The 22,460-nt window shown below is 53.9% G+C and carries 20 protein-coding genes; 11 read left to right on the top strand and 9 right to left on the bottom strand.

Features of this window, described 5'->3' with window-relative positions; all coding sequences use genetic code 11:
- Positions 1-3: 3 nt before the first annotated feature.
- The 6 genes from RAC89_RS21840 to RAC89_RS21815 form a co-directional block, all read right to left on the bottom strand.
- Positions 4-1,119: an efflux RND transporter periplasmic adaptor subunit gene (locus RAC89_RS21840; protein WP_306615756.1), complete on the bottom strand. Its 1,116-nt coding sequence runs from the start codon at positions 1,117-1,119 to the stop codon at positions 4-6.
- Positions 1,082-1,771, bottom strand: coding sequence for an ABC transporter ATP-binding protein (locus RAC89_RS21835; RefSeq protein ID WP_306616163.1), 690 nt, complete (start codon positions 1,769-1,771; stop codon positions 1,082-1,084). Before RAC89_RS21835 ends, RAC89_RS21840 begins: the two co-directional genes overlap by 38 nt.
- A 353-nt stretch (positions 1,772-2,124) precedes the next feature.
- Positions 2,125-2,799 carry a DnaD domain protein gene (locus tag RAC89_RS21830; RefSeq protein WP_306615755.1) on the bottom strand — a complete coding sequence of 225 codons (675 nt, stop codon included), beginning with the start codon at positions 2,797-2,799 and terminating at the stop codon, positions 2,125-2,127.
- Positions 2,800-2,850: 51 nt separating this feature from the next.
- The gene (gene asnS, locus RAC89_RS21825; RefSeq protein ID WP_306615754.1) at positions 2,851-4,149 is read right to left on the bottom strand and encodes an asparagine--tRNA ligase; all 1,299 of its coding nucleotides are present in this window, start codon (positions 4,147-4,149) and stop codon (positions 2,851-2,853) included.
- A gap of 54 nt (positions 4,150-4,203) precedes the next feature.
- Positions 4,204-5,418 carry an acetate/propionate family kinase gene (locus RAC89_RS21820; protein ID WP_306615753.1) on the bottom strand — a complete coding sequence of 405 codons (1,215 nt, stop codon included), beginning with the start codon at positions 5,416-5,418 and terminating at the stop codon, positions 4,204-4,206.
- Positions 5,415-6,290: a 3-hydroxyacyl-CoA dehydrogenase family protein gene (locus RAC89_RS21815; protein WP_373429981.1), complete on the bottom strand. Its 876-nt coding sequence runs from the start codon at positions 6,288-6,290 to the stop codon at positions 5,415-5,417. Before RAC89_RS21815 ends, RAC89_RS21820 begins: the two co-directional genes overlap by 4 nt.
- Before the next feature lie 173 nt (positions 6,291-6,463).
- Between RAC89_RS21815 and RAC89_RS21810 the strand changes: the two genes are divergently transcribed.
- On the top strand, positions 6,464-8,533 hold the full coding sequence (locus tag RAC89_RS21810) for a GGDEF and EAL domain-containing protein (RefSeq protein ID WP_306615752.1): 2,070 nt from the start codon (positions 6,464-6,466) through the stop codon (positions 8,531-8,533).
- Between the two features lie 102 nt (positions 8,534-8,635).
- Complete coding sequence (locus tag RAC89_RS21805; RefSeq protein WP_306615751.1) at positions 8,636-10,195, top strand: IS1182 family transposase; 1,560 nt, start codon at positions 8,636-8,638, stop codon at positions 10,193-10,195.
- Between the two features lie 99 nt (positions 10,196-10,294).
- On the opposite strand, the gene leuD is transcribed toward RAC89_RS21805, so the two are convergent.
- Positions 10,295-10,906 (bottom strand): 3-isopropylmalate dehydratase small subunit, encoded by a 612-nt coding sequence (leuD, locus tag RAC89_RS21800; RefSeq protein WP_306615750.1) that lies wholly within the window; start codon positions 10,904-10,906, stop codon positions 10,295-10,297.
- A 27-nt stretch (positions 10,907-10,933) separates the two neighbouring features.
- Entirely contained in the window at positions 10,934-12,352 is a 1,419-nt protein-coding gene (gene leuC / locus RAC89_RS21795; protein ID WP_306615749.1) for a 3-isopropylmalate dehydratase large subunit, read from the bottom strand.
- A 145-nt stretch (positions 12,353-12,497) separates the two neighbouring features.
- Between leuC and RAC89_RS21790 the strand changes: the two genes are divergently transcribed.
- Together RAC89_RS21790 and RAC89_RS21785 are read left to right on the top strand one after the other, a co-directional pair.
- Positions 12,498-12,998, top strand: coding sequence for a CYTH domain-containing protein (locus RAC89_RS21790; RefSeq protein WP_306615748.1), 501 nt, complete (start codon positions 12,498-12,500; stop codon positions 12,996-12,998).
- Positions 12,999-13,001: 3 nt separating this feature from the next.
- Positions 13,002-13,904 carry a LysR family transcriptional regulator gene (locus RAC89_RS21785; protein ID WP_306615747.1) on the top strand — a complete coding sequence of 301 codons (903 nt, stop codon included), beginning with the start codon at positions 13,002-13,004 and terminating at the stop codon, positions 13,902-13,904.
- Positions 13,905-13,977: 73 nt separating this feature from the next.
- On the opposite strand, the gene RAC89_RS21780 is transcribed toward RAC89_RS21785, so the two are convergent.
- The gene (locus tag RAC89_RS21780; protein WP_306615746.1) at positions 13,978-14,772 is read right to left on the bottom strand and encodes a carbon-nitrogen family hydrolase; all 795 of its coding nucleotides are present in this window, start codon (positions 14,770-14,772) and stop codon (positions 13,978-13,980) included.
- 163 nt (positions 14,773-14,935) lie between these two features.
- Here RAC89_RS21780 and RAC89_RS21775 point away from each other — a divergent pair, with 163 nt between their 5' ends.
- From RAC89_RS21775 to mtnB, 7 genes are all read left to right on the top strand, one after another.
- Positions 14,936-16,138, top strand: coding sequence for a pyridoxal phosphate-dependent aminotransferase (locus RAC89_RS21775; RefSeq protein ID WP_306615745.1), 1,203 nt, complete (start codon positions 14,936-14,938; stop codon positions 16,136-16,138).
- Positions 16,139-16,461: 323 nt separating this feature from the next.
- Entirely contained in the window at positions 16,462-17,589 is a 1,128-nt protein-coding gene (proB, locus tag RAC89_RS21770; RefSeq protein ID WP_306616161.1) for a glutamate 5-kinase, read from the top strand.
- Between the two features lie 25 nt (positions 17,590-17,614).
- A complete protein-coding gene (locus RAC89_RS21765) occupies positions 17,615-18,889 on the top strand; it encodes a glutamate-5-semialdehyde dehydrogenase (RefSeq protein WP_306615744.1) in 1,275 nt (424 codons plus the stop codon).
- Positions 18,890-18,913: 24 nt separating this feature from the next.
- Positions 18,914-19,783, top strand: coding sequence for a pyrroline-5-carboxylate reductase (gene proC / locus RAC89_RS21760; protein WP_306615743.1), 870 nt, complete (start codon positions 18,914-18,916; stop codon positions 19,781-19,783).
- 18 nt (positions 19,784-19,801) lie between these two features.
- Positions 19,802-21,043, top strand: coding sequence for a 2,3-diketo-5-methylthiopentyl-1-phosphate enolase (locus RAC89_RS21755; protein ID WP_306615742.1), 1,242 nt, complete (start codon positions 19,802-19,804; stop codon positions 21,041-21,043).
- Complete coding sequence (locus RAC89_RS21750) at positions 21,040-21,702, top strand: 2-hydroxy-3-keto-5-methylthiopentenyl-1-phosphate phosphatase (RefSeq protein WP_306615741.1); 663 nt, start codon at positions 21,040-21,042, stop codon at positions 21,700-21,702. The genes RAC89_RS21755 and RAC89_RS21750 overlap by 4 nt, the downstream gene beginning before the upstream one ends.
- Positions 21,699-22,343: a methylthioribulose 1-phosphate dehydratase gene (gene mtnB, locus RAC89_RS21745; protein WP_284638781.1), complete on the top strand. Its 645-nt coding sequence runs from the start codon at positions 21,699-21,701 to the stop codon at positions 22,341-22,343. Before RAC89_RS21750 ends, mtnB begins: the two co-directional genes overlap by 4 nt.
- The last annotated feature ends 117 nt before the right edge of the window (positions 22,344-22,460 follow it).

Here is a 22,460-nt window from a genome sequence, read left to right as displayed (position 1 = left end):
ACATCAGCGACCCACTACTTTCTGTCCCGGGGTAAGCCCCTTCACGATCTCCACATCCGTGGAGGTTTGCTGACCGAGCTCCACATCCACTTCCCGTTTATTGCCTTCGGCGTCCACTACCTGTACGTAGTTGCGGCCTGCATAGGACCTGAGCGCAGCAAGCGGAATGGTAACCGCATTTTCCTTACGCTGGGTAATGATGCTCACGCTCAGCGGCGTTCCGCGGTTCAAGCCCTGCGGGAACGGATCCAGCTGAACGATCAAATAATTATCGATGGAATCCGGTTGTCTGGACCCGCCGGAGCCGCCGGGAAAGCCGCCGCCCTGATCGTCCTGCGACTTAGGAACGGGTAACGTCAGCACCTTGCCTTTATGCTGGCCGGCACCGTTAATATCAACGACCGCCTCCATACCGACCGAGATCTTCTTGAGATCCTCGTTACCGATCGTCGCCGCAACGGTGAGCTGCGATAAATCGGCGATCGTAGCGATGACGTCGTACGCCTTCGCGGAATCGCCTTTTTTCATATGTACATTGACAATGGTTCCCGAATAAGGGGCTGTGAGCTTCGCACCGGCAATCGTCCTCTCCAGCTTGGCCAGTTCCTCGCGCTTCAGCTCGAAGTCAATCTTGGCCTGCTCCAGCTGCTCCGCGCTCAGCTCATCGGCCTTGCGCAGCGTCTCGATCATCTGCAGCTCATCCTTGCGCGTCTGCAGACGCTTTTGCTTGACCTGGCTTTCCAGCTCGGTCACGTCAAGCTCTGCAATCAGCTGCCCCTTCTCTATCGGGTCTCCTGTTTTAACGTAAAGATTCTTAATCCGGCGGCTCGTCTCGTCCGTAAAATACAAATCCTCCTCCACCGTAGCCATCAATCGGCCCGAGCCTCGGACCTTCGACTCCAGCGTTTCCGTTTTGACGGGATATTCCGGCTTCTTGGATATTTTCGGAGCGGTGACGGCGGGTAGAACCTCTTCCTCCTCTTCCTTAGGCAGCACGGAGCAGCCGCCGGTTACGGCTAGCACCGCCGCCAAGGTCATGAGCATAAGTACTCTTGCCCTGCCGCTTGACCGCCGTTTGACGTTACGAAACGAATTTTCCATCCACCATCTCGAATACATGGTCGGCAACCTCCATTATCGTCGGGTCGTGTGTTGTCATGCATATGGTCACATGCTCTGTTTGGATAATTTCGCGAAACACGGCCATGACCTGCGCGCCCATCTGAGAGTCTAACTCCGCTGTCGGCTCATCGGCGAGCAGCAGGCTGGGACGGTGCGCAATCGCTTTGGCGATCGCTACCCGCTGCTGCTCTCCCCCGGAAAGCTCGAAGGGCCGGTGGTGTATGCGCTTGGTAAGACCCACCAGCTCCAGGCAGTGAGCTACCCGGCCTTTCCATTCGGACCGGGGTACTCCGGACATCCGAAGCGACAGCTCTACATTCTCCCAGGCAGATAATAAAGGCATCAGAGCGAACGATTGGAAAATAAAACCGATGTCCTTCCTCCGGATCAAGGTTCTTTCATCATCGCCCAGCCGGTGGAAGGGATGCTCCCTGAACACGATCTCCCCCTGGTTCGGTTGATCAAGTCCGCCAATCATATTGAGCAGCGTCGTCTTGCCGGAGCCGGAGCGGCCCTTCAGCATCACAAGCTGCTTCGGATAGAGGACCATATCGATCCCTTTCAGTACATGCAGGGGCTGCCCGCCGACCTGAAACGAGCGTTCGACTCCGGCTACACGGAGCAGCGGTGTATTTAAGTCCAAATTCATCTGCTCTACTGTTGGCTCCAAGTTCAAACCATCGGCTGTTTGTTCCGCAGGGATTTCTCCGGCCGGGCTTTTCTGTAATTTACGCAGCCATGAAAGCATTGTCCCCCTCCTTTTTCCCTCCGCTTTCTCTCTCTTTCTTCTTGTCTTCTGGATGATTTTACAAATTATAGACGTGGGCTTATGCCCAAATGTTACAAAATTTATACCGAAATATTAAAAATTTTTTTCACTTTGAAAACAATTTGTCGGAAAACCTTTCCATGAGAGCCGATAGGGCAAAGACCTGAAGAACGTCGATGAATACAAAAAACGACCTGCTTCGCCCGACAGGGAGATGCAGGTCGTTCTTATTTTTACCGCGAGGAGCGGAATTTCTGTGCATATTCCTTCGCTTGCTGGGCGCTCGTCACCCGGTTGCGATGCCATTCAATAAGAATCCGGTCGATATACCGAAAGTGTACCTTCCCGGCGAATACCGCTTCCTTCAGCCCCGCCAGAATGAGCTCCTCCGGGTAGCGGTCCTTATCGAGCCAGCCCGTAATCGACTCCAGCTCCATCGGGGTAAGCGGCCGACCGAACTCTTTTTCGAAGGTCGTATAAATATCGTTTCCCTTCGAAGACGGAGCCGTCCGCGCCGCCAGCTTTTGCGCCATCAGTTCATCGACCCGATGCTCCGCAAGCCGCTGCATCAGCGGATTCCAGTTATACTTCTCACAATGAACCCCGCTGACCGGATCCACCTCTTGATCAATCTGGAGCAGCCCTTCCTTCAGGAGCTTCTGCAATGTGGCGATGACCTTCTCCGGGGAAACGGACATCCTGTCCTGCAGCTCCTCAAGCGTCGGAAAGTCCTTGCCCTCCTTCGCCTTAAAAGCCATCACATGCAGCACCAGCATGACGTCCAGCTCATTGATGCCCAGCCTTGTGTAATATTGAAACAGCCAGTAGGGAACATCGACACTCCCTTCCTTCCAGCCGGACAGCAAAAGGGAAGTCAGCTCCAGCCTATCCGAATCATTATGCTTCATGACATATCCCTCTCTCCCCTAATCGTATGCCTGCAGCCAATGAAGCTCTGTTTACGGGTAAAGACGGTACAGGAGCCTTGGGAACGGAATCGTTTCGCGCACGTGATCCAGCCCGCAGATCCAGGCGACCGTCCGCTCGAGACCTAGACCAAAGCCTGAGTGCGGAACCGACCCGTATCGGCGAAGATCCAGATACCACTGGTACGCCTCTTTTGACAGCTCATGCTCCTGGAATCGCTGCTCCATCAGCTCCGGGTCGTCGATCCGCTGACTTCCGCCGATGATTTCGCCGTAGCCCTCCGGTGCAATCATGTCCGCGCAGAGCACCACCTCGGGACGATTCGGGTCCGGCTTCATGTAGAACGCCTTAATCGAGGTCGGATAATGGGTGATAAAGACCGGCTTGTCGTATGCCTCGGCAATCGCTGTTTCGTGCGGCGCGCCAAAATCCTCGCCCCATGTAAATTCATGTCCGTTATTTTGCAGGAATTTCACTGCCTCATCATAAGTAATACGCGGGAACGGGGCCTGAATCCGCTCGAGCTTGGTAATATCCCGCTCCAGCACCTCGAGCTCCTTGCGGCATTTCTCCACAACCGACTGGACCACGTAAGATACGAACTGCTCCTGCACTTCCAAATTCTCCTCATGCGTTACGAAGGCCATCTCCGGCTCAATCATCCAGAACTCGATCAAGTGACGGCGGGTCTTCGATTTTTCCGCGCGGAAGGTCGGTCCGAACGAATACACTTTGCCGAGCGCCATCGCTGCAGCTTCCATATACAGCTGCCCGCTCTGGGTCAAATAGGCATCCTCGTCAAAATACTTCGTATGAAACAGGTTCGTCGTCCCCTCGCAAGAGGAAGGCGTCAAGATGGGAGGATCAACTAAATGGAAGCCCCGCTTATCGAAAAACTCCTGAACCGCTTGAATGATCTGGGCACGGATCACGAGAATCGCCCGCTGCCGCGGAGAACGAATCCACAGGTGACGGTGGTCCATCAAGAAATCCACCCCATGCTCCTTGGGAGTAATCGGATAATCCGTCGCAATCTGAATGATCTCCACGCCGGTAACCGTCAGTTCGAACCCGCCTTTGCTCCGCGTGTCCTCACGCACAACGCCCGTTACGTACAGGGAGCTCTCCTGCGTAAGCTTCCCCGTATTCTCCCAAATTTGCTCCGCCACTTCGCTTTTCACCACAACGCCTTGAATGAAGCCCGAGCCGTCACGCAGCTGAAGAAAGCGAATTTTGCCGCTGGAGCGAATATTGTGCAGCCAGCATCCGATGGTCACCGTTTCATTTATATGCTGACCCACATCGCGGATCATGACTAAATTTCTGCCCATACCGGTCTACCTCCTGTCAAATGTACCTAGTTAGTATGTATTCATTGCAACGTATTATTTTACACGGTTTTGTTCCAAAATCAATCGATGCGTATCGCGTGCAATGACCAGCTCTTCATTCGTAGGGATGATCAGCACCCTAACGCGCGATCCCGGCTTGGTGATTTCCCTGTCCCCCGGCTCCCGGCGGGCATTGGCCTCCTCATCGAGATCCACTCCGAAGTAAGTGAGATTCCGGCACACCGCCGCCCGAAGCACAGCAGAATTCTCCCCCACTCCAGCCGTAAACACGATCGCGTCCAATCCGTTCATCGCAGCCGCGTAAGAACCGATATACTTACGCAGACGGTACTCATACATATCGAAGGCAAGTTTCGCGTTGCGATCCCCCGCCTCCATCGCTTGCGTAACCTCACGCATATCGCTGCCGAGGCCCGATATCGCCATTAAGCCGCTATGTTTGTTGAGCATGGAGCTTACCTCATTCAAGGTCAGCTCTTCCTTCCCCATCGTGAAAGGCACGATGGCCGGATCGATATCGCCGCTGCGCGTTCCCATCATCAAGCCTTCAAGCGGGGTCATTCCCATGCTGGTATCGACAGATTTGCCCTCCAGGATCGCTGCACAGCTTGCCCCGTTCCCGATGTGGCAGGTCACCAGCTTCAGTTCCTCCAGAGGGCGCCCAAGGTATGCGGCTGCCCGTTCGCTCACATAAGCATGGGAGGTGCCATGGAAGCCGTAACGCCGAACCTTGTGCTTCTTATACAGCACCATAGGGATCGGGTACAAATAAGAAACCGGCGGCATGGACTGGTGGAAGGAAGTATCAAACACAAGCGCTTGCGGGATGTCCGGCATATTCGCCTCAACCGCATTCAAGCCAAGCATGGCCGCAGGATTGTGCAGGGGCGCCAGATCGAACAAACGTTTGATTTCGCGTTTCACTTCCTCATCCACGATCACCGAGCTGGAGAACGTCTCTCCTCCGTGCACAACCCGATGGCCGACGGCATCAATCTCTTGAATGGAATTAAGCACGCCGTGCGTGCGATGAACCAGCAACTCCAGCACCTTGCGGACGGCGGTCGTATGCTCGAGCACCTCCTCGACTTCCCGGACCTCCGGCCTATCGCCCGGTTCGTAGGTAAGAATCGCCGATTCCATGCCGATGCGCTCTACTCGGCCCTTGGCCAGCACCGATTCGTCCTCCATATTGTAAAGCTGAAATTTAAGCGACGAGCTCCCCGCATTAATAACAAGCACGTTCATAGCCGGTCACCGTCCTCATCATATCGAAAAAAGCCTTGCCCCGTTTTGGTCCCCAAATGTCCCGCCCTCACCATTTGCTTCAGCCGGACGGCCGGACGATATTTCAGATCTCCGAACTCCCGGAACATCCGCTCCATCGCGGCCAGCACGGAATCGAGCCCGAACCGGTCCGCCATCTCCAGCGGTCCGTAGTGAAAGTCATACCCGATACGCATTGCCGCATCGATATCCTCCGCTGTGGCTACCCCCTCCGACAGCACGTGCAGCGCCTCGTTGATCAGGGTGCAGATCAGCCGGGTCGTTACGAAGCCAGGCGATTCATAGACCTGAATGCCCCGCTTCTGAATCGTATTTTCAACGAACCTTTTCGTTTCGGCGAAGGTCTGTTCGCTTGTGCGCAAGCCCCGGATGATTTCCACAAGATCGATTTTGGATACAGGATATATAAAGTGCAAACCGATTACCCTTTCGGGGCATCCGGTTTCCGCCGCAATTTCCGTCAGGCTGAGAGTGGATGTATTACTGGCCAGGATGATAGGCTTCGGACAAACGGCATCCAGCTCGCGAAACAGCTGCTTCTTGATGTCCACATCCTCGCTTACGGATTCAATGACCATCTGACAATCAACCAGCGGCTGCAGCTCCTGACTGCATTGAATTCTTCCGAGAATCAACTTCTTCTCGACGGCGGTGATGGCCCATTTCTCCAGCTGCTTATCCAGGCTCATCTCAATCTGCTTGAGGGCCTGATCGATCTTCTCCTGGGAGCGTTCAACGAGCACCACCTCCAGCCCTTGAGCCGCCAGCATCTGCGCAATGCCTTGACCCATCGTCCCTGCTCCCACTACACCGATACGGCTGTATGTCAACATAGTTCACGATACACTCCTTCACTCGTCTAACCACTTCTGCTCAGTGTTATTATACACAACCGTTCGACAAAAAGGAAAAACCGCCGCGAAACTAAGATCGTTATCCTATGGGAAGGATAATGTCTTTTTTTGTCGAATTAGAAGAGTGATGAAATATATGGGCGGTGTACAACATGGATGTTATTTTGCAAAACTCCTTGATTTCACTTTTCGATGATAATCCGGACCCCTGCTATGTGGTTGACTTAAAGGGAAAGTTCACCGCCTGCAACGAAGCCTTCTTTCAGGTTACTGGCTATGCGGCGAAGGAGCTGATCGGCGCCTCCTTTCTTCCTTTGATAGCGTCCGCATATGTTCCGATGTCCCAAATGATTTTTCGGAAGGTAGCTTTTCACGGGCATCGTGCCGATTTCGACATTGGGATTGTTCGAAAAAACGGTGAGCATGCGGATATCACCATAACTGCCGTACCGGTAATGACCCGCGGACAAATTACCGGCGTTATTGGGATCGCAAAGGATATGACCCACCGGAAGCAGCTGGAAAAAGCTTTATTGACCACACAAATGCATTTGCAAAACATATTTGAATCCATCGACGTTTGTCTCTGGTCTATGGACGTCCGAAGCCGTAAGCTGCTTAGTATATCCCCAGCCTGTCAAATGATTTACGGGTATTCGCAGGAGGATTTCGCCAATGATCCCGGTCTATGGAGACAGCTGATTCACCCGGAGGATTTGCCGAGAGTCGAAGAAAAGCAAGCTTCTCTGGGGGATGGCATGAAAATCAAGCATGAGTATCGAATTTTTCGGGCGGATGGCAGCCTTCGCTGGGTATATGATTACACGGTTCCCGTGATGGACGAATACGGTGAGCTGCTGAGGCTCGACGGGGTGATTACAGATATTACCGAACGCAAGCAAACCGAGGTTCGACTGCATGACCTGGCGTATCGTGATGCGTTAACCGGCCTGCCGAACCGCCGCTGTGTCCGCACTCAGCTCACGGACGCCATGGAACGGGCCGAGCGCTGCGGACAAATGGCCGCCGTCCTGTATCTCGATTTAGACGGCTTCAAGGTCATTAACGATTCACTCGGTCACGAGCTGGGAGATCAGCTGTTATGCGCAGCCGCGCTCCGCATCAGCCGCAGTGTTCCCGAGAACGCTAAAGTGGCCAGGCTTGGCGGGGATGAATTTGCGATTATTGTTGAGAACATTTCGAATTTGTCTGATGCCGGCGAAGTAGCCAAGCGCATTCTTCTCCGATTGTCCGAGCCTTTCCTGCTCGACGGTTATGAATTGATCATCACCGCAAGCATCGGAATTAGCGGCTATCCGATCCATGGACATCACTATGAAGATCTGATTCGACGTGCGGATCAAGCTATGTATTTATCTAAAGCAAAAGGAAAGAACACGTATCAGCTGTTTACGGATGACCTTACTGATAAGTATCAGGAACGCTTACTGCTTGAACAGGGACTTCGCAAGGCATTGGAACACGATGAGCTGGAAGTCCATTACCAGCCGATTGTTGATGCGGAGAATAACCGAATCAAAGGCATGGAGGCACTCCTGCGTTGGAAATCGAACGGGAGCTTCGTTCCTCCCATGGAGTTTATTCCCATAGCGGAGGAAATCGGCTTGATTGAGGCCATCGGACAATGGGTCCTGCAGCAGGCCTGCAAGCAAACCAGGGAATGGATCGATCTAGGCTTCTCCGACTTTTTTATCTCCGTGAATGTGTCGGTGAAACAGCTGGAGCAAGGTCACTTTACCGCCGTTGTAATGGATGCGTTGGAGCACTGCGGTCTCGACCCGGCTCATCTTCATTTAGAGGTTACCGAGACGGCGGCAATGAGTAATGTCCACCATACCGTTCACATTCTTCAGAAGCTGACTGACCTCGGCATTTCCATTTCCATCGATGATTTCGGAACCGGTTATTCATCCATAGGCTATCTTGAGAAATTTCCCATTCATACCATCAAGATCGATCGTTCCTTTATCAAGGATGGCAAGGATGCCATTATGAAAGCGGTCATTGCCATGGCGGGAAGTCTGCAGCTAAACGTGATAGCCGAAGGGGTGGAGAGCGCTGAGGATAAAAACAAGCTGCTTGGCATGGGCTGCACACAAATGCAAGGCTACTTGTTCAGCAAGCCGGGTAATGTCGTAGAAATATCAGCTCTCTTAAAGCAGTATATGACAAAAAAGGGGCTGTCCCAAAAGTCACCATAGGTGACTGAGGGACTGCCCCTTTTTCTCAATTTTGTAAAACAAAAAGAAACCAATCCTTGGTAAAATGGAAGTGTCGAGCAACCATTGAAAGGAGAGGTTTCTTTGTTTATTCAATATACCATGGATCAGCTATGTCTGCCAATGGATTTGGAAATGGACATCCCACCACGTCACGTAGCGCGAGTTATTAATAGCTTCATCAATCGTTTGGACGACAGCTTGTTTACAGCTGCGTATCCCGGAGGCGGTCGGGATAGCTATCACCCTAAAATGCTTACTAAAATCATTGTGTATGCTTATTCTCAACGTATCTACTCCTCTAGACAGATTGCCAAGGCCGTGCGTGAGAATATCCCTTTCATGTGGCTGGCAGGTCGCCAACAGCCGGACTTCCGGACCATCAATCGGTTTCGCTCCGAGCGGATGAAGGAGCAGCTCGAGAAGATTTTTGCAGGAATGCTGGAGCTGCTAATGGCCGAGGGATATATCAAGCTGGAGAACTACTTTGTTGACGGTACCAAGATCGAAGCAAATGCAAACCGGTATACGTTTGTCTGGGGAAAGGCAGTAAAGAAGCAGAAAGCCAGGCTGGAAGAGAAAGTGAAGCAGCTTTTTATTGAGATTGAACAGCAGGAGATTCAGGAAGATAAAGAGCACAACGGCAAGGACCTGCTCGAGCTGGGCGGAGACACCGACCTAACAAGCGAGAGCATGGAGGCGGCTTTAACGAAGCTAGAAGCCAAACTGAAGAGTGAACCAAAGAACAAAACGGTAAAGAAAGCGGTACGGCAACTGCGTAAGGATTTTGTTCCCCGCCAGCAGAAGTACGAAACTCAGCTTGAGATCCTTGGCGAACGAAACAGTTTCAGTAAAACGGATCCAGATGCCACGTTTATGAGAATGAAGGAAGACCACATGGGCAACGGTCAACTCAAGCCCGGCTACAACGTACAAGTCGGCACAGAGAACCAATTCATCGTAGGTTACTCCCTCCACCAGCGCCCGACAGATACGCGTTGCCTTATCCCGCATCTTAACAAGGTAAAAGAGACGCTTGGTCGTCTTCCTAAAACCGTCATCGCCGATGCCGGTTACGGTGGTGAGGAAAACTATGCGTATCTAGAGAAAGAAAACATGGAAGCGCTTGTGAAATACAATTCCTTTCATAAGGAAGTATCAAGGGCATGGCGAAACGACGTATCCCGCTTAGAAAACTGGACGTACAACGAGGACAAAGACATCTGGGTATGCCCAAACGGAAGAACACTACATTTTATTAAGGAGAGCAAGAACAAGACTGATAGTGGGTACGGGGTCAAATTGCGGATCTACCGAAGTGAAAACTGTGAGGGGTGTCCGTTCAAAGAGAAATGCACCAAGTCTGAACGCAGCCGCGAAATAAGGGTCAGCATGGAGTATCTTCGCTACAAAAAAGTGGCTAGAGAAAAATTAAGAAGCGAAGATGGACGCAAGCTCTCGGTTCAACGAATGATCGAAGTGGAAAGTGTGTTTGGGCAAATGAAAAATAACCGGGGATTCCGGAGGTTCCTGCTTCGCGGCTTACCAAAAGTAAGCCTGGAGGTCGGGTGGCTTTCACTTGCCCACAATTTGCTTAAGGTGGTAACCACGGAGCAAAAAAGACATATAGCCGGGCAAGAATGAACCCTGTCCGGCCATTTTTTCACGAAATTCGGGGTTGTATATAAGGGGCTGTCCCTTTAAGTAGATTTTTCGCTACTTTTGGGACAGCCCCTTCTTTTGTTAGTTCACGTTGTAAGCCAGGCGATCCTTATGCGCGGCTTCATACGCGGCGATTTTGTCTTCATGCTTCAGCGTCAAGCCGATATCGTCAAGACCCTGCAGCAGGAACTGGCGGCGGTGCTCATCCAGATCGAAGGAGATCTCAAGGCCTTGAGCGTCCGTGATCTTCTTGTTCTCCAGGTCCACTGTCAGCTGGTAGCCTTCGCTCTTCGCTGTGCGCTGGAACAGCTCTTCCACTTGCTCTTCGCTCAGCTTGATCGGCAGAATGCCGTTCTTGAAGCAGTTGTTGTAGAAAATGTCGGCGAACGAAGGGGCGATAACCACCTTGAAGCCGTAGTCCTGAATCGCCCAAGGAGCGTGCTCGCGGGAGGAGCCGCAGCCGAAGTTCGCACGGGAGATCAGCACGGATGCGCCTTGGTAGCGCGGCTGGTTCAGGGAAAACTCGGCGATTTCTTTGCCGTTCAGGTCGAAGCGCCATTCGTAGAACAGGAACTGGCCGAAGCCGGAGCGCTCGATACGCTTCAGAAATTGCTTAGGGATGATGGCATCTGTATCTACATTCACACGGTCCACAGGACCGACTAATCCGGTATGCTTAGTAAAAGCTTCCATGTCGTCTATCTCCTCACATCGCTAAAATTAAGCTTCTTGCTTCACTTTGAACTTCCAGTCGCGCACATCAACGAAATGCCCTTCGATTGCAGCCGCAGCCGCCATGGCCGGGGATACGAGATGCGTACGTCCGTCGCGGCCTTGACGGCCTTCGAAGTTCCGGTTGGAAGTGGATGCACAGCGCTGACCTGGTTTGAGCACGTCAGGGTTCATCGCCAAACACATCGAGCAGCCCGCATCGCGCCATTCGAAGCCTGCTTCCGTGAAGATCTTGTCAAGCCCTTCCTTCTCCGCCTGCAGCTTCACGCGGCCGGAGCCTGGAACAACGATAGCCGTTACGCTAGGATCTACTTGATAGCCTTGTGCAACTGCTGCTGCTGCGCGAAGGTCTTCGATCCGGCCGTTCGTACAGGAGCCGATAAATACATAGTCTACCTTCAGCGCCGTCATTGGCGTACCTGGTGTCAGACCCATGTACTCGATAGCCTTCTCTGCTGCCTTACGCTCGTTCTCTGTCGCGAAATCCGCAGGGTTCGGTACATTCGCTGTAACGTCTGTACCCATGCCCGGGCTTGTGCCCCAGGTTACTTGCGGGATCAGGCTGTCGGCATCGAATTCTTCTACGCGGTCATAGACAGCGCCTGCATCGGTAGTCAGCTTCTTCCATTCAGCTACAGCTGCGTCAAATGCTTCGCCTTGCGGTACATATTGACGGCCGCGCAGGTATTCGAACGTCGTTTCGTCCGGAGCGATCAAGCCGGCGCGTGCGCCTGCTTCGATGGACATGTTACAAACGGTCATACGCTCTTCCATGGACAGGTTGCGGATGGCTTCACCGGTGTACTCGATAACGTATCCTGTAGCAAAGTCCGTACCGTATTTCGCAATGACGCCGAGGATCAAGTCCTTCGCCGTAACGCCCGGCTTCAGGCTGCCGTTAATGCGTACTTCCAGTGTCTTCGGCTTCGATTGCTGCAGGCACTGAGTAGCCAGAACGTGCTCTACTTCGCTCGTACCGATTCCGAAAGCGAGTGCGCCGAATGCGCCGTGAGTCGATGTGTGGCTGTCGCCGCACACGATCGTCTTACCCGGGTGAGTCAAACCAAGCTCAGGTCCCATAACGTGAACAACGCCTTGATCGATGCTGTTCAGGTCGAACAGCGTTACGCCGAAGTCGGCACAGTTCTTCGACAAGGTGTCGATTTGCTGCTTGGAGATCGGGTCCGTGATGTTGAAGCGATCCTTCGTCGGCACGTTGTGATCCATCGTTGCGTAAGTCAGGTCCGGACGGCGAACCTTGCGGCCGCTCAGGCGAAGTCCTTCGAACGCTTGCGGGGAAGTCACCTCATGAACCAGGTGCAGGTCGATATAAATGACGCTCGGCTTGCCGGCTTCAGATTGAATGACATGGTTGTCCCAAATCTTCTCGAACATTGTTTTTGCCATCGGTTCCACCTCTTAAAAAGTTAAGTATGCATCAAAAGTGCTTTATTGCTATCATACTATCATTTCTTTCTTGATTGTTCCAAGATATAATATCTATAAGCTTGATAGTTTTTAGTAATAAACAATGAGGATGTGCTGATAACGAATGAATATGGAAATCGAACGCAAGTACAAGCTTGGACGCTTTCCTCAGGAGGAAATCGAGAACGGCTCCCTGCGGCTGCTAACCCGTCAGGAGATTGACCAAACCTACCTTGCTTTCTCCAAGCAAGAAGAGATCCGCATCCGACGCCTCTCTTCCGAAGCAGGGGAAACCTTTACCCACACGTTCAAAAGAGGGCACGGCATGTCCCGGGAGGAGATCGAGTATTCCATTTCCTCCGATATTTATGAGCAGCTGCTGGGCCATTCCGGGAAAAAACCGCTGCGCAAGACGCGGACTTCCTTGGAAGCAGACGGTCTGCACTTCGACATCGACGAATATGAACAATTTGACCTTCGAGTCGTTGAGGTGGAATTCCGGTCCGAGGAAGAGGCGAACGGCTTCCAGCCCCCGTCCTGGTTCGGCCCTGAGGTCGGCAGCGAAGAGGAGTACCGCAATAAGCAGCTGTGGATTCATGTTCAGAATAACGGCAAGGAGGTGTAGCCGGTGGAGCTGCGACAGCTGCAATATGCGCTTCAAATTGCTATAGACAAAAACTTCTCCCGTGCGGCGGAGAAGCTTCATATTGCTCAGCCCTCGCTCAGCCAGCAGCTGTCCAAGCTGGAGAAGGAGCTCGGCGTTCTGCTGTTCCAGCGGACGACGAACTCCGTCGAAGTGACCCATGCCGGCTCCTTATTCGTAGAGAAAGCCCAATCGATTCTCGATATGGTCGAGCAGCTGAAGCGCGAGATGGAGGACATCTCCCAAATGCGCAAAGGAAAGCTCGTAGTAGGCAGTCTGCCGATTACCGGAGCACATGTGCTTCCGCTCGTTCTACCGGTATTCCAATCCCGTTACCCGGAGATCGAGATCGTGCTTATGGAGGAAACCTCCGCCAATCTGGAGCATTTGACAGGCATTGGCCAGGTGGATATCAGCCTGCTCTCCCTGCCGCTTGCCGATGATTCCCTTACCTATGAAACGGTGATCGAGGAGCAAATCGTCCTGGCGCTGCCGCCGCAGCATCCGCTCACCCGTTCCGGGTCGGGGCAGCCGATCGACATCTCCGCGCTGCGGAGCGAGCCCTTCATCGCCTTGAAAAAAGGGCAGGGCTTCCGCCAGATTACGCTGGAGCTTTGCCAGACGGCCGGCGGTTTCACCCCGAACATCGTCTTCGAGAGCAGCAATATCGAGACAGTGCAATCACTGGTGGCCGCCGGTATGGGTATTGCGTTCGTGCCAAACATGGTGTCCCGCGGCGGCTGGAGCGAGCTGACTCCCGCTTACCGTCCGCTGGCAACCCATCCGACAAGAACGCTGGTGATCGCATACCGGAAGGGACGTTATTTGTCCAAGGCCGTAGAGGCGTTCATGCATACGTTCCGTGAAGTAATGGAGCGGCAGGAGTAAGCTCAAGCACGTCCCGAATTACCAAAGAAGCCTTGAGCTGTCCGAACCGGATGCCCAAGGCTTCTTACTTTTATTAGTATAATGCAGGCCTGCGATCCTCGAAGATCGGGATCCGGCTTCGCACCTCCGGCACAGTCGAAAGGTCAATGGCAGCCCGGATGACCTGCTCCGTCCCATCGCCCTCTGCGAGCACCTCTCCCCACGGATCGATAACCATGGAATGACCGAAAAATTCGGTGGTGCCGCTAACGCCTACCCGGTTGCACGATACGACGAACATTTGATTCTCGATAGCGCGCGCCTGAAGCAATGTCCGCCAGTGATGTAAGCGCGGATTCGGCCATTCGGCCGGCACGAACAGGATTTGCGCTCCTCCCAGCGCCAGCTTGCGCGCAAGCTCCGGAAAGCGGATGTCGTAGCAGATCATCATGCCCGCCTGCACACCGTCCAGCTGCAAGGCCCCTACGCGATCCCCGCTTTGGAGAAACTTCTCCTCATCCATCAGACGGAACAGATGAATTTTGGAGTAGTCCGCCACCCGCTCCCCTTCACGGTTATAGGCATAGATCGTATTGTAGACGCCGTCGCTCCGCTTCTCCGCGATCGAGCCTCCTACGAGATTCACCCCGTACTTACGGCTGAACGAGGATAACAGCTCGGTGGTTCTTTCTCCCATCGGATCCGCGAGCTCATCGATTCTCTCCAGCGCATAGCCTGTATTCCACATTTCCGGAAAAACTATGACATCCGGCTTTTCCTCATGCTGCACAGCTTGCTCCAGCAGCTCCTCCAGCTTCGCAAAATTCCGGTCCGGCTCCCCGATGGCAATGTCCATCTGCAGAAGCGCAATATTCCATCGCATACTCATCTCAACAGCGCTCCCCTCGAATCATTAGTTTCTATGATAGTCTATGCATACGGGAAGATCAACGGCTCATCCTAGGAAAAGCATATACACCCCTGCCGTTTCGTGGTAAATTAATAGCTGTATGCTTAGCCGACTATACCTACATTGATGGAGTGAATTATAGATGAATATGAACAATCCGTACGTTTCGGCTTTTCCCGTTACTCCGGCAGAGCGCATGCAGCACCTGCCGACGCAATTTTTCGCCAAGCTGGTACGCAAGGCGAACGAGCAAATTGCAGCCGGCCATGATGTGATCAACCTGGGGCAAGGCAACCCGGACCGGCCTACGCCCCCTCATATTGTCAAAGCTTTGCAGGAGGCGGCGGAAAATCCGTTATATCATAAGTATCCTCCCTTCAATGGCTTTCTGTTCCTGAAGCAAGCCGTCGCCCAGCGCTACCGGGAGGATTATGGTGTAGAGCTCGACCCGGAGACAGAAGTAGCTATTCTTTTCGGAGGCAAAACCGGCCTCGTGGAGATTGCCCAGTGCCTGCTGAACCCCGGGGACGTATGCCTGGTGCCTGACCCGGGGTACCCCGATTACTGGTCGGGCGTCGCCCTCTCGGGTGCCCGGATGGCCTTCATGCCGCTGAGAGAGTCCAATGCCTTCTTGCCGGACTACTCGGCCATATCTGCGGACGACGTGAACAAAGCCAAGCTGATGTTTATCAACTACCCGAACAATCCTACAGCGGTGTCCGCACCGGCATCGTTCTATGAGGAGACGATTCGCTTCGCGGCACAGCACGGCATCGTCGTCGCGAGCGACTTCGCCTACGGAGCTATCGGCTTCGACGGCCAGAAGCCGGTCAGCTTCCTTCAGCTGCCGGGAGCCAAAGAAGTCGGCGTTGAGTTCTACACCTTGTCCAAAACCTACAACATGGCCGGCTGGCGCGTCGGCTTCGCCCTTGGCAACCGCGAGGTCGTTCGTCTGATCAACCTCATTCAGGATCATTACTACTGCAGCCTGTTCGGCGGCATTCAGGTAGCTGCAGCTGCCGCGCTGACCGGTCCTCAGGACTGTGTGGATCAGCTCGTTTCCGTTTATCAAAGCCGACGGGACGCATTGTTCGGTGCTCTAGATCGCATCGGCTGGCAGGCGAGCCGCTCCCATGGCTCGTTCTTCACTTGGCTGCCGGTGCCTAAAGGCCATACCTCTTCCTCGCTCGCAGATCTGCTGCTGGAGGAAGCGAAGATCGTCGTCGCTCCCGGCATCGGCTTCGGAGACCACGGCGAAGGCTATGTCCGATTAGGTCTCCTTAGCTCGGAAGAGCGCCTGCAAGAGGCAGTCGATCGCGTAGCTAAGCTGCAGCTGTTCGGCTAAGATCGCCTTTACAAACAAAGGGTTGCATGCTATCCTATATAGAAAAACAAACGTTATGAAGGGAATAGTAGGAAAGTCCACGCACGCGCAGAGAGTAAATTCCATTGGCTGCAAGAATTTACCGTGACCGCTTCCCGAACCCGCCCCTGAACGGCCAACGACGAGTTGGACGGTTGCCCTGCTGTTATTAGGGTGTGAGTAGGATGAACTTTTTCATCAAGCAAGGTGGTACCGCGGAAGCTACAGGCTTTCGTCCTTCATGGACGGAGGCCTTTTTTGATTTTTTTTACATAAGCAATCAGTCGAAAGAAGGGACTTATGCGATGCATACGATCGTTGTCAAAATCGGAAGCAGCTCTCTTACCTCGGATGAGGGCGGCTTGAACCGGGACAAAATTGAATTTTTCGCTCAGGAGCTTGCCTCGCTCCACCGGCAAGGCGAATCGGTTCTGCTCGTCACGTCGGGAGCGGTAGCGGCCGGCTTTCGTGAGATCGGCTACGCAAGCCGCCCCAAGCTGGTCCATGAGAAGCAGGCTTCCGCTTCCGTAGGTCAGGCGCTTCTGATGCAGGCCTATCAGGCGGCGTTCGCACGTCACGGCATAGGGGTCGGGCAGATTTTGCTGACCCGCTCCGATTTTTCCAACCGGAAACGAATTCACAATGCGCAAATGACGATTGAAGAGCTGCTGCGGCACAGCATCATCCCTATCATTAACGAGAACGATACAGTATCCGTTGACGAGCTGAAATTCGGTGATAACGATACGCTCTCTGCGCTGGTAGCGAATCTGCTTCGGGCCCGCAAGCTGCTCATTATTACGGATACGGACGGCCTTTACACCGAGGATCCCCGGAAAAATCCGGATGCGCAGCGCATTGACCGGATCGAGGAGATCAGCGAGGAGCTGTACCGGATGGCCGGGGGCTCCGGCTCCTCGGTCGGCACCGGCGGTATGCGCTCGAAGGTGGAGGCGGCGCGAATCGCCATGCGCGGCGGCGTCCCCGTCTTCGTCGGACGTGTAAACGAGCCTGGAGACCTGCTGCTTGCTGCAGAGGATCGAGGCAAAGGGACGTACTTTGTCACCAGCGAACACAACCTCCCCGTCAAAAAGCAATGGCTGGGCTTTCATTCCCAGCCTCAAGGCCGGGTGGTTGTCGATGACGGGGCGGAGCTCGCCATGGTTTCCGGCGGCCGCAGCCTCCTCCCCGCCGGTGTGCGGGAGGTGCAAGGAGAATTTCATCCGGGCGACGTCGTTGAGGTCGTCAATCAGAGCCAACAGACGATTGGCCGCGGTGTCGTCAATTACGCTTCCTGGCAGCTCCAAGCCGTTGCCGGCTTAAGCACCGAAGAAGTACAGAAGCGTATTGATGTCAATCGCATGGAAGTGATTCACCGGGATGAGTGGGTCACCTTGGCTATCTCCATGAAGCAGCGCGGCTCGCTAAAATAATCTTATAAGAAAGCGGGGAATGAATATGTCTCAACTCGAACAAACCAAACAAGTAAGTGAAGTCGTGCAAAAAGCGCGATTGGCGAAGCAAGCGGCACCTAAGCTGGCGCGTCTGACAACGGAACAGAAGAATGAAGCTTTGCTCGCTATGGCCGACGCCCTTGTAACCGAGCAGGCTTCCATCATCGAAGCCAATGCCCTCGATCTCCAACGCGGCCGCGAGAACGGCACAAGCACTTCCCTTCTCGATCGCTTGGCATTGAATGAACAGCGCATTGCAGCTATGGCGGAAGGTCTCCGACAGGTGGTGGAGCTTCCTGATCCCGTTGGAGATACCTTGGAGGAATTCGCCCGTCCGAACGGTCTTCAGGTGCGCAAAGTACGCGTGCCTCTCGGAGTCATCGGCATGATCTACGAGGCGCGCCCGAACGTTACGGTGGATGCCGCAGGCCTGTGCCTCAAAACGGGCAACGCCGTTGTCCTGCGCGGCGGGTCCTCGGCACTAGAATCGAACCGCCGCATTGTCGAGGTGCTGCATGCCGCTCTTGCACAAACGGCCATGCCTGCTGACGGCTTGCAGCTTATTCTTGACCCGGATCGCGGCTCTGTCGACGAAATGCTGAAGCTGAACGGCCTGCTGGACGTAGTTATTCCACGGGGCGGCGCTTCCTTAATCCAGACCGTGGTCAAGAACGCCACCGTTCCCGTCATAGAAACCGGCGCCGGCATCTGCCATACCTTTGTGGATGAGAGCGCGAATCCCGATATGGCTTTGCAAATCGCCGTGAATGCCAAGGTTCAGCGCCCATCGGTTTGCAATTCAATGGAGACGCTGCTGCTTCATAAGGGCTTCGCAGCCCGTCATTTGCCAACCGTTGCGAGCCGCTTCACGGATTTAAATGTGGAGCTTCGCGGTGACGAGCAGGCTGTGAGCGCCATTCCTGGCATCAAATCGGCTTCTCCCCAGGATTGGGACACGGAATATAACGATTACATCCTGAATATTCGCGTCGTGGATAGTCTGGAGGAAGCGCTGGAGCATATTCGCCTGCATGGAACGATGCATTCCGAGTGCATCGTTACGGAGAACGCAGAGAATGCGGCTCGCTTCCTGCACGAAGTGGATGCGGCAGCTGTGTATCACAATGCCTCCACCCGCTTTACCGACGGCTTTGAGTTCGGCTTTGGTGCGGAGATCGGCATCAGCACACAGAAGCTTCATGCCCGCGGTCCTATGGGCTTGCCGGCGCTAACATCCACCAAATATATCGTCAGCGGCAGCGGCCAAGTGCGCGGCTAACCCTGACAAAGGGAGTAATGCTCTATGTCTCATACATTATCCGATTCGAAAATAACTTTCGTCGGTGCAGGCAGTATGGCGGAGGCCATCGTACGCGGACTCGTCTCCGTCCAGCCTGACTCCGCTGCGAACGTATATGTGACGAATCGATCGAATACCGCGCAGCTGGAAAAGCTTCATGAGCTTTACGGTGTACAATATGTCACCGACCCGGCTGACAAAATCAAGGTCGTGCAGGATGCCGACATCGTTATCCTCGCCTTCAAACCGAAGGATGCGGTGGAAGGCCTGATCGGGCTCAAGAGCTGTCTGCGCAAGGAGCAGCTGATCGTATCGGTCATTGCCGGCCTCTCCATGGCTACCATCGAAGCGATTCTAGGCGTATCGGGGCAGCCAATAGTCCGGACGATGCCGAACACCTCCAGTACGATCGGCCTCGGGGCTACAGGCCTTAGCTTCTCCACGGCCGTGACGGAGGAGCAGCGTCAACTTGCACTGGAAATGTTCGAAACCACGGGCATCGTTTCCGTTGTCAAGGAATCGCTCCTGGACATCGTCACCGGCGTCTCCGGCAGCGGTCCGGCTTACATTTACTACATGATGGAGGCTATGATTTCCGGGGGAGTCCAAGGAGGTTTATCGCCGGAGGAAGCCCGGCGCTTAACCGTACAGACGGTGCTCGGAGCAGCCCAGATGGTAGAGACGACCGGCGAGGATCCGGCCGATCTTCGCCGTAAGGTGACCTCCCCGAACGGTACGACGCAAGCGGCACTGGAAAAGCTTGCCTCCTACGAATTCGAGACCGCCGTGTCCCAAGCGGTTCTTCGGGCAGCGGAACGCGCATCGGAGATCGGCGCCGCCTTAAGCGACTCTGTCATCTCTAAATCCAAGTAAAGCAGGTGAACACGAAAGATGAGCACATCCTACTCGAATTACTGCCTGGCTACTTATCGTCTGTACGATGAGAAAGCCGACTTTGATAAAAAAGCGCTCGGCATCGCCGTCGGCCTAACGGTCGGCAGCTGGACTGAGCTTCCTGAGGCAAAAAAAGCCGAAATGGAGAAACATCTCGGACGTGTCGTCAAGGTAGAAGTCCATGAGCCTTCTGCAGGAGAGCCAGCTTCGAACCGTTATGCCGATATTCAGATCGCCTACCCTGACGTCAACTTCAGCCGGGACATCCCCGCACTGCTCGTGACCGTGTTCGGCAAGCTGTCCATGGACGGCCGGATCAAGCTGATTGATTTGGAATTTTCGGAAGGCTTCCTGAGCGCTTTCCCCGGCCCGAAATTCGGCATCCAAGGGGTACGCGATTTACTCGGCGTTCATGACCGCCCGTTATTGATGAGCATTTTCAAATCCGTCATCGGACATGATTTGCCTGCCTTAAAGGAGCAGTTCTACCTTCAGGCGGCCGGTGGCGTAGATTTGATTAAGGATGACGAAATCTTATTTGAGAACCCGCTGACCCCGATCGAGAAGCGTGTAGAGGCTTGCATGCAGGCTGCTGCACAGGCTGAACGGGAAACCGGGCAGAAGCTGCTATACGCTGTAAACCTGACCGGACCCACCTTCTCGCTTTTAAATCAAGCCAAGAAAGCGATTGAAGCCGGAGCCAACGCCCTACTCTTTAACGTGCTGGCTTACGGCTATGATGCGCTCCACGAGCTGAGCCGCAACCCGGACATTCGCGTACCGATCATGGCTCATCCTGCGCTTGCGGGTGCCTTCTATCCGTCGCCTCATCATGGTATTGCCGCTAACGTACTGCTCGGCAAGCTCATGCGTCTGGCCGGGGCCGATTTGGTGCTGTTCCCCTCCCCTTACGGCTCTGTCGTCATGCCGCGGGAAGAGAACATGGCCATCAAGGAAGTGCTGCTGGATACCCAAGGCTCGCCGCTCAAGCAAAGCTTCCCTGTTCCGTCCGCCGGGATTCATCCGGGACTTGTGCCGCTGATCCTCAAGGACTTCGGCAGTGAAGTGATAGTGAACGCCGGCGGCGGCGTCCACGGCCATCCGCTGGGCGCCATCGCCGGGGGCAAAGCGTTCCGTCAAGCCATCGACGGCGTGCTGAGCGGCCAATCCTTGCGTGACTATGCAGCGCAGCATCCTGAGCTTCAAACAGCCATCGATACCTGGGGGATCAAGGAATGACGAAGAAGCGCATCATTTTCTGCGATTTTGACGGTACCATCACAGTTAACGACAACATCGTCGCAATCATGAAGCATTTCAAACCGGAGGGCTGGGATACCCTGGTGGATCAGGTCATCTCCAAGCAAATCTCCATCCGCGAGGGGGTCGGCCGCATGTTCGCTCTGCTGCCGACCTCGATGAAGCAGGAAGTCATCGATTATGCAATCGGCAACGTAACGATCCGGGCGGGCTTTCAGGAGCTGCTCGACTATTGCAGGAAGGAAGCGATCACCTTCTTGGTTACGAGCGGCGGCATTGACTTTTTCGTGTACCCGGTATTATCCGAGTTTGCCATCCCTAAAGAAAACATCTATTGCAACGGCAGCGACTTTGGAGGAGACCGCATCCGCATTACGTGGCCGCACGCATGCGACTCGCATTGCAGTAATGACTGCGGTATGTGCAAGACGACGATTATCCGCTCCTATCCCGCAGAGGAATATCATCGCATTCTGATCGGTGACAGCGTGACGGATTTTGAAGGCGCCAAGCTGGTCGATACGGTATTTGCCCGCTCTCATTTGGTTCAAATGTGCGAGGAGCTCGGGCTCCCTTATGACAAATATGAGGACTTTTACGACGTAATAAACCGCTTAGAGGAGATGAAAGTGAAGTGAGCTACAGCAGCATTCGTTTGGAGGACAAACAGCAGGCTTTCGCCGAGCTGACGGAGATCAAGACGAATTTAGCCGCCAGAGGCTGGTTTCAAGGAACAAGCGGCAATTTATCCATTCGCGTCGGCGATTTCACGCCGGAGCAATTTGCTTTCGCCATCACGGCCAGCGGCAAAGATAAATCGGTTAATACTCCGTCGGACTATTTGCTCGTCGATCAGCAAGGAAAGCCGATCGAGCCGACCTCATTGAAGCCATCCGCCGAAACGTCGATCCACTGCGAAATTTATCGCCTCACGGGCTGCGGCGCCATTTTTCACGTACATACGGTATTTAATAACCTCGTTTCGGAGCTGTTCTGGGAGCGCGGCTCGATACCGGTGGATGGCGTCGAGCTGATTAAGGCGTTTAACATTTGGGATGAGGAAGCGCATATCGAGATTCCGATTGTGCCGAATTACGCGGACGTCCCTCGTATAGCTCCTCTGATTGAAGGTGCGATGAAACCCCGCATTCCAGGGATTATGCTTCGTAAGCACGGTATTTACGCCTGGGGGGCCAATGCCTTCGAGGCCAAACGCCATCTGGAGGCGTTCGAGTTCCTGTTCGAGTATGTATACCGCTGGGAGCTGCTGAAAAAGTAAGAAAAGCTTCTATCGAAGCCCTCTCGGGGATGTACATTCGTGAGCAAGAGGAAGCTTTTCTTGAAACATTAGAATCCTTGAGCTCCGCTCAAAACTTATAAATTCTAATGTTATAAA

Origin of the sequence: Paenibacillus sp. GD4, assembly GCF_030846225.1 — a bacterium.
Taxonomy (GTDB): Bacteria; Bacillota; Bacilli; order Paenibacillales; family NBRC-103111; genus Paenibacillus_G; species Paenibacillus_G silviterrae.
This window is presented reverse-complemented; position numbering and strand designations above follow the sequence as displayed.

Excerpts from the sequence above, each read along its gene's own strand:
- RAC89_RS21750 (WP_306615741.1), top strand. The coding sequence starts at position 21,040 with ATGACGAAGAAGCGCATCATTTTCTGCGATTTTGACGGTACCATCACA.
- RAC89_RS21815 (WP_373429981.1), bottom strand. The coding sequence starts at position 6,290 with ATGTTGACATACAGCCGTATCGGTGTAGTGGGAGCAGGGACGATGGGT.
- RAC89_RS21840 (WP_306615756.1), bottom strand. The coding sequence starts at position 1,119 with ATGTATTCGAGATGGTGGATGGAAAATTCGTTTCGTAACGTCAAACGG.
- leuC (WP_306615749.1), bottom strand. The coding sequence starts at position 12,352 with ATGGCAAAAACAATGTTCGAGAAGATTTGGGACAACCATGTCATTCAA.
- RAC89_RS21810 (WP_306615752.1), top strand. The coding sequence starts at position 6,464 with ATGGATGTTATTTTGCAAAACTCCTTGATTTCACTTTTCGATGATAAT.
- RAC89_RS21755 (WP_306615742.1), top strand. The coding sequence starts at position 19,802 with ATGAGCACATCCTACTCGAATTACTGCCTGGCTACTTATCGTCTGTAC.
- RAC89_RS21835 (WP_306616163.1), bottom strand. The coding sequence starts at position 1,771 with ATGAATTTGGACTTAAATACACCGCTGCTCCGTGTAGCCGGAGTCGAA.
- RAC89_RS21775 (WP_306615745.1), top strand. The coding sequence starts at position 14,936 with ATGAATATGAACAATCCGTACGTTTCGGCTTTTCCCGTTACTCCGGCA.
- asnS (WP_306615754.1), bottom strand. The coding sequence starts at position 4,149 with ATGGGCAGAAATTTAGTCATGATCCGCGATGTGGGTCAGCATATAAAT.
- RAC89_RS21780 (WP_306615746.1), bottom strand. The coding sequence starts at position 14,772 with ATGAGTATGCGATGGAATATTGCGCTTCTGCAGATGGACATTGCCATC.
- RAC89_RS21820 (WP_306615753.1), bottom strand. The coding sequence starts at position 5,418 with ATGAACGTGCTTGTTATTAATGCGGGGAGCTCGTCGCTTAAATTTCAG.
- proB (WP_306616161.1), top strand. The coding sequence starts at position 16,462 with ATGCATACGATCGTTGTCAAAATCGGAAGCAGCTCTCTTACCTCGGAT.
- RAC89_RS21765 (WP_306615744.1), top strand. The coding sequence starts at position 17,615 with ATGTCTCAACTCGAACAAACCAAACAAGTAAGTGAAGTCGTGCAAAAA.
- leuD (WP_306615750.1), bottom strand. The coding sequence starts at position 10,906 with ATGGAAGCTTTTACTAAGCATACCGGATTAGTCGGTCCTGTGGACCGT.
- RAC89_RS21830 (WP_306615755.1), bottom strand. The coding sequence starts at position 2,799 with ATGAAGCATAATGATTCGGATAGGCTGGAGCTGACTTCCCTTTTGCTG.
- RAC89_RS21790 (WP_306615748.1), top strand. The coding sequence starts at position 12,498 with ATGAATATGGAAATCGAACGCAAGTACAAGCTTGGACGCTTTCCTCAG.
- proC (WP_306615743.1), top strand. The coding sequence starts at position 18,914 with ATGTCTCATACATTATCCGATTCGAAAATAACTTTCGTCGGTGCAGGC.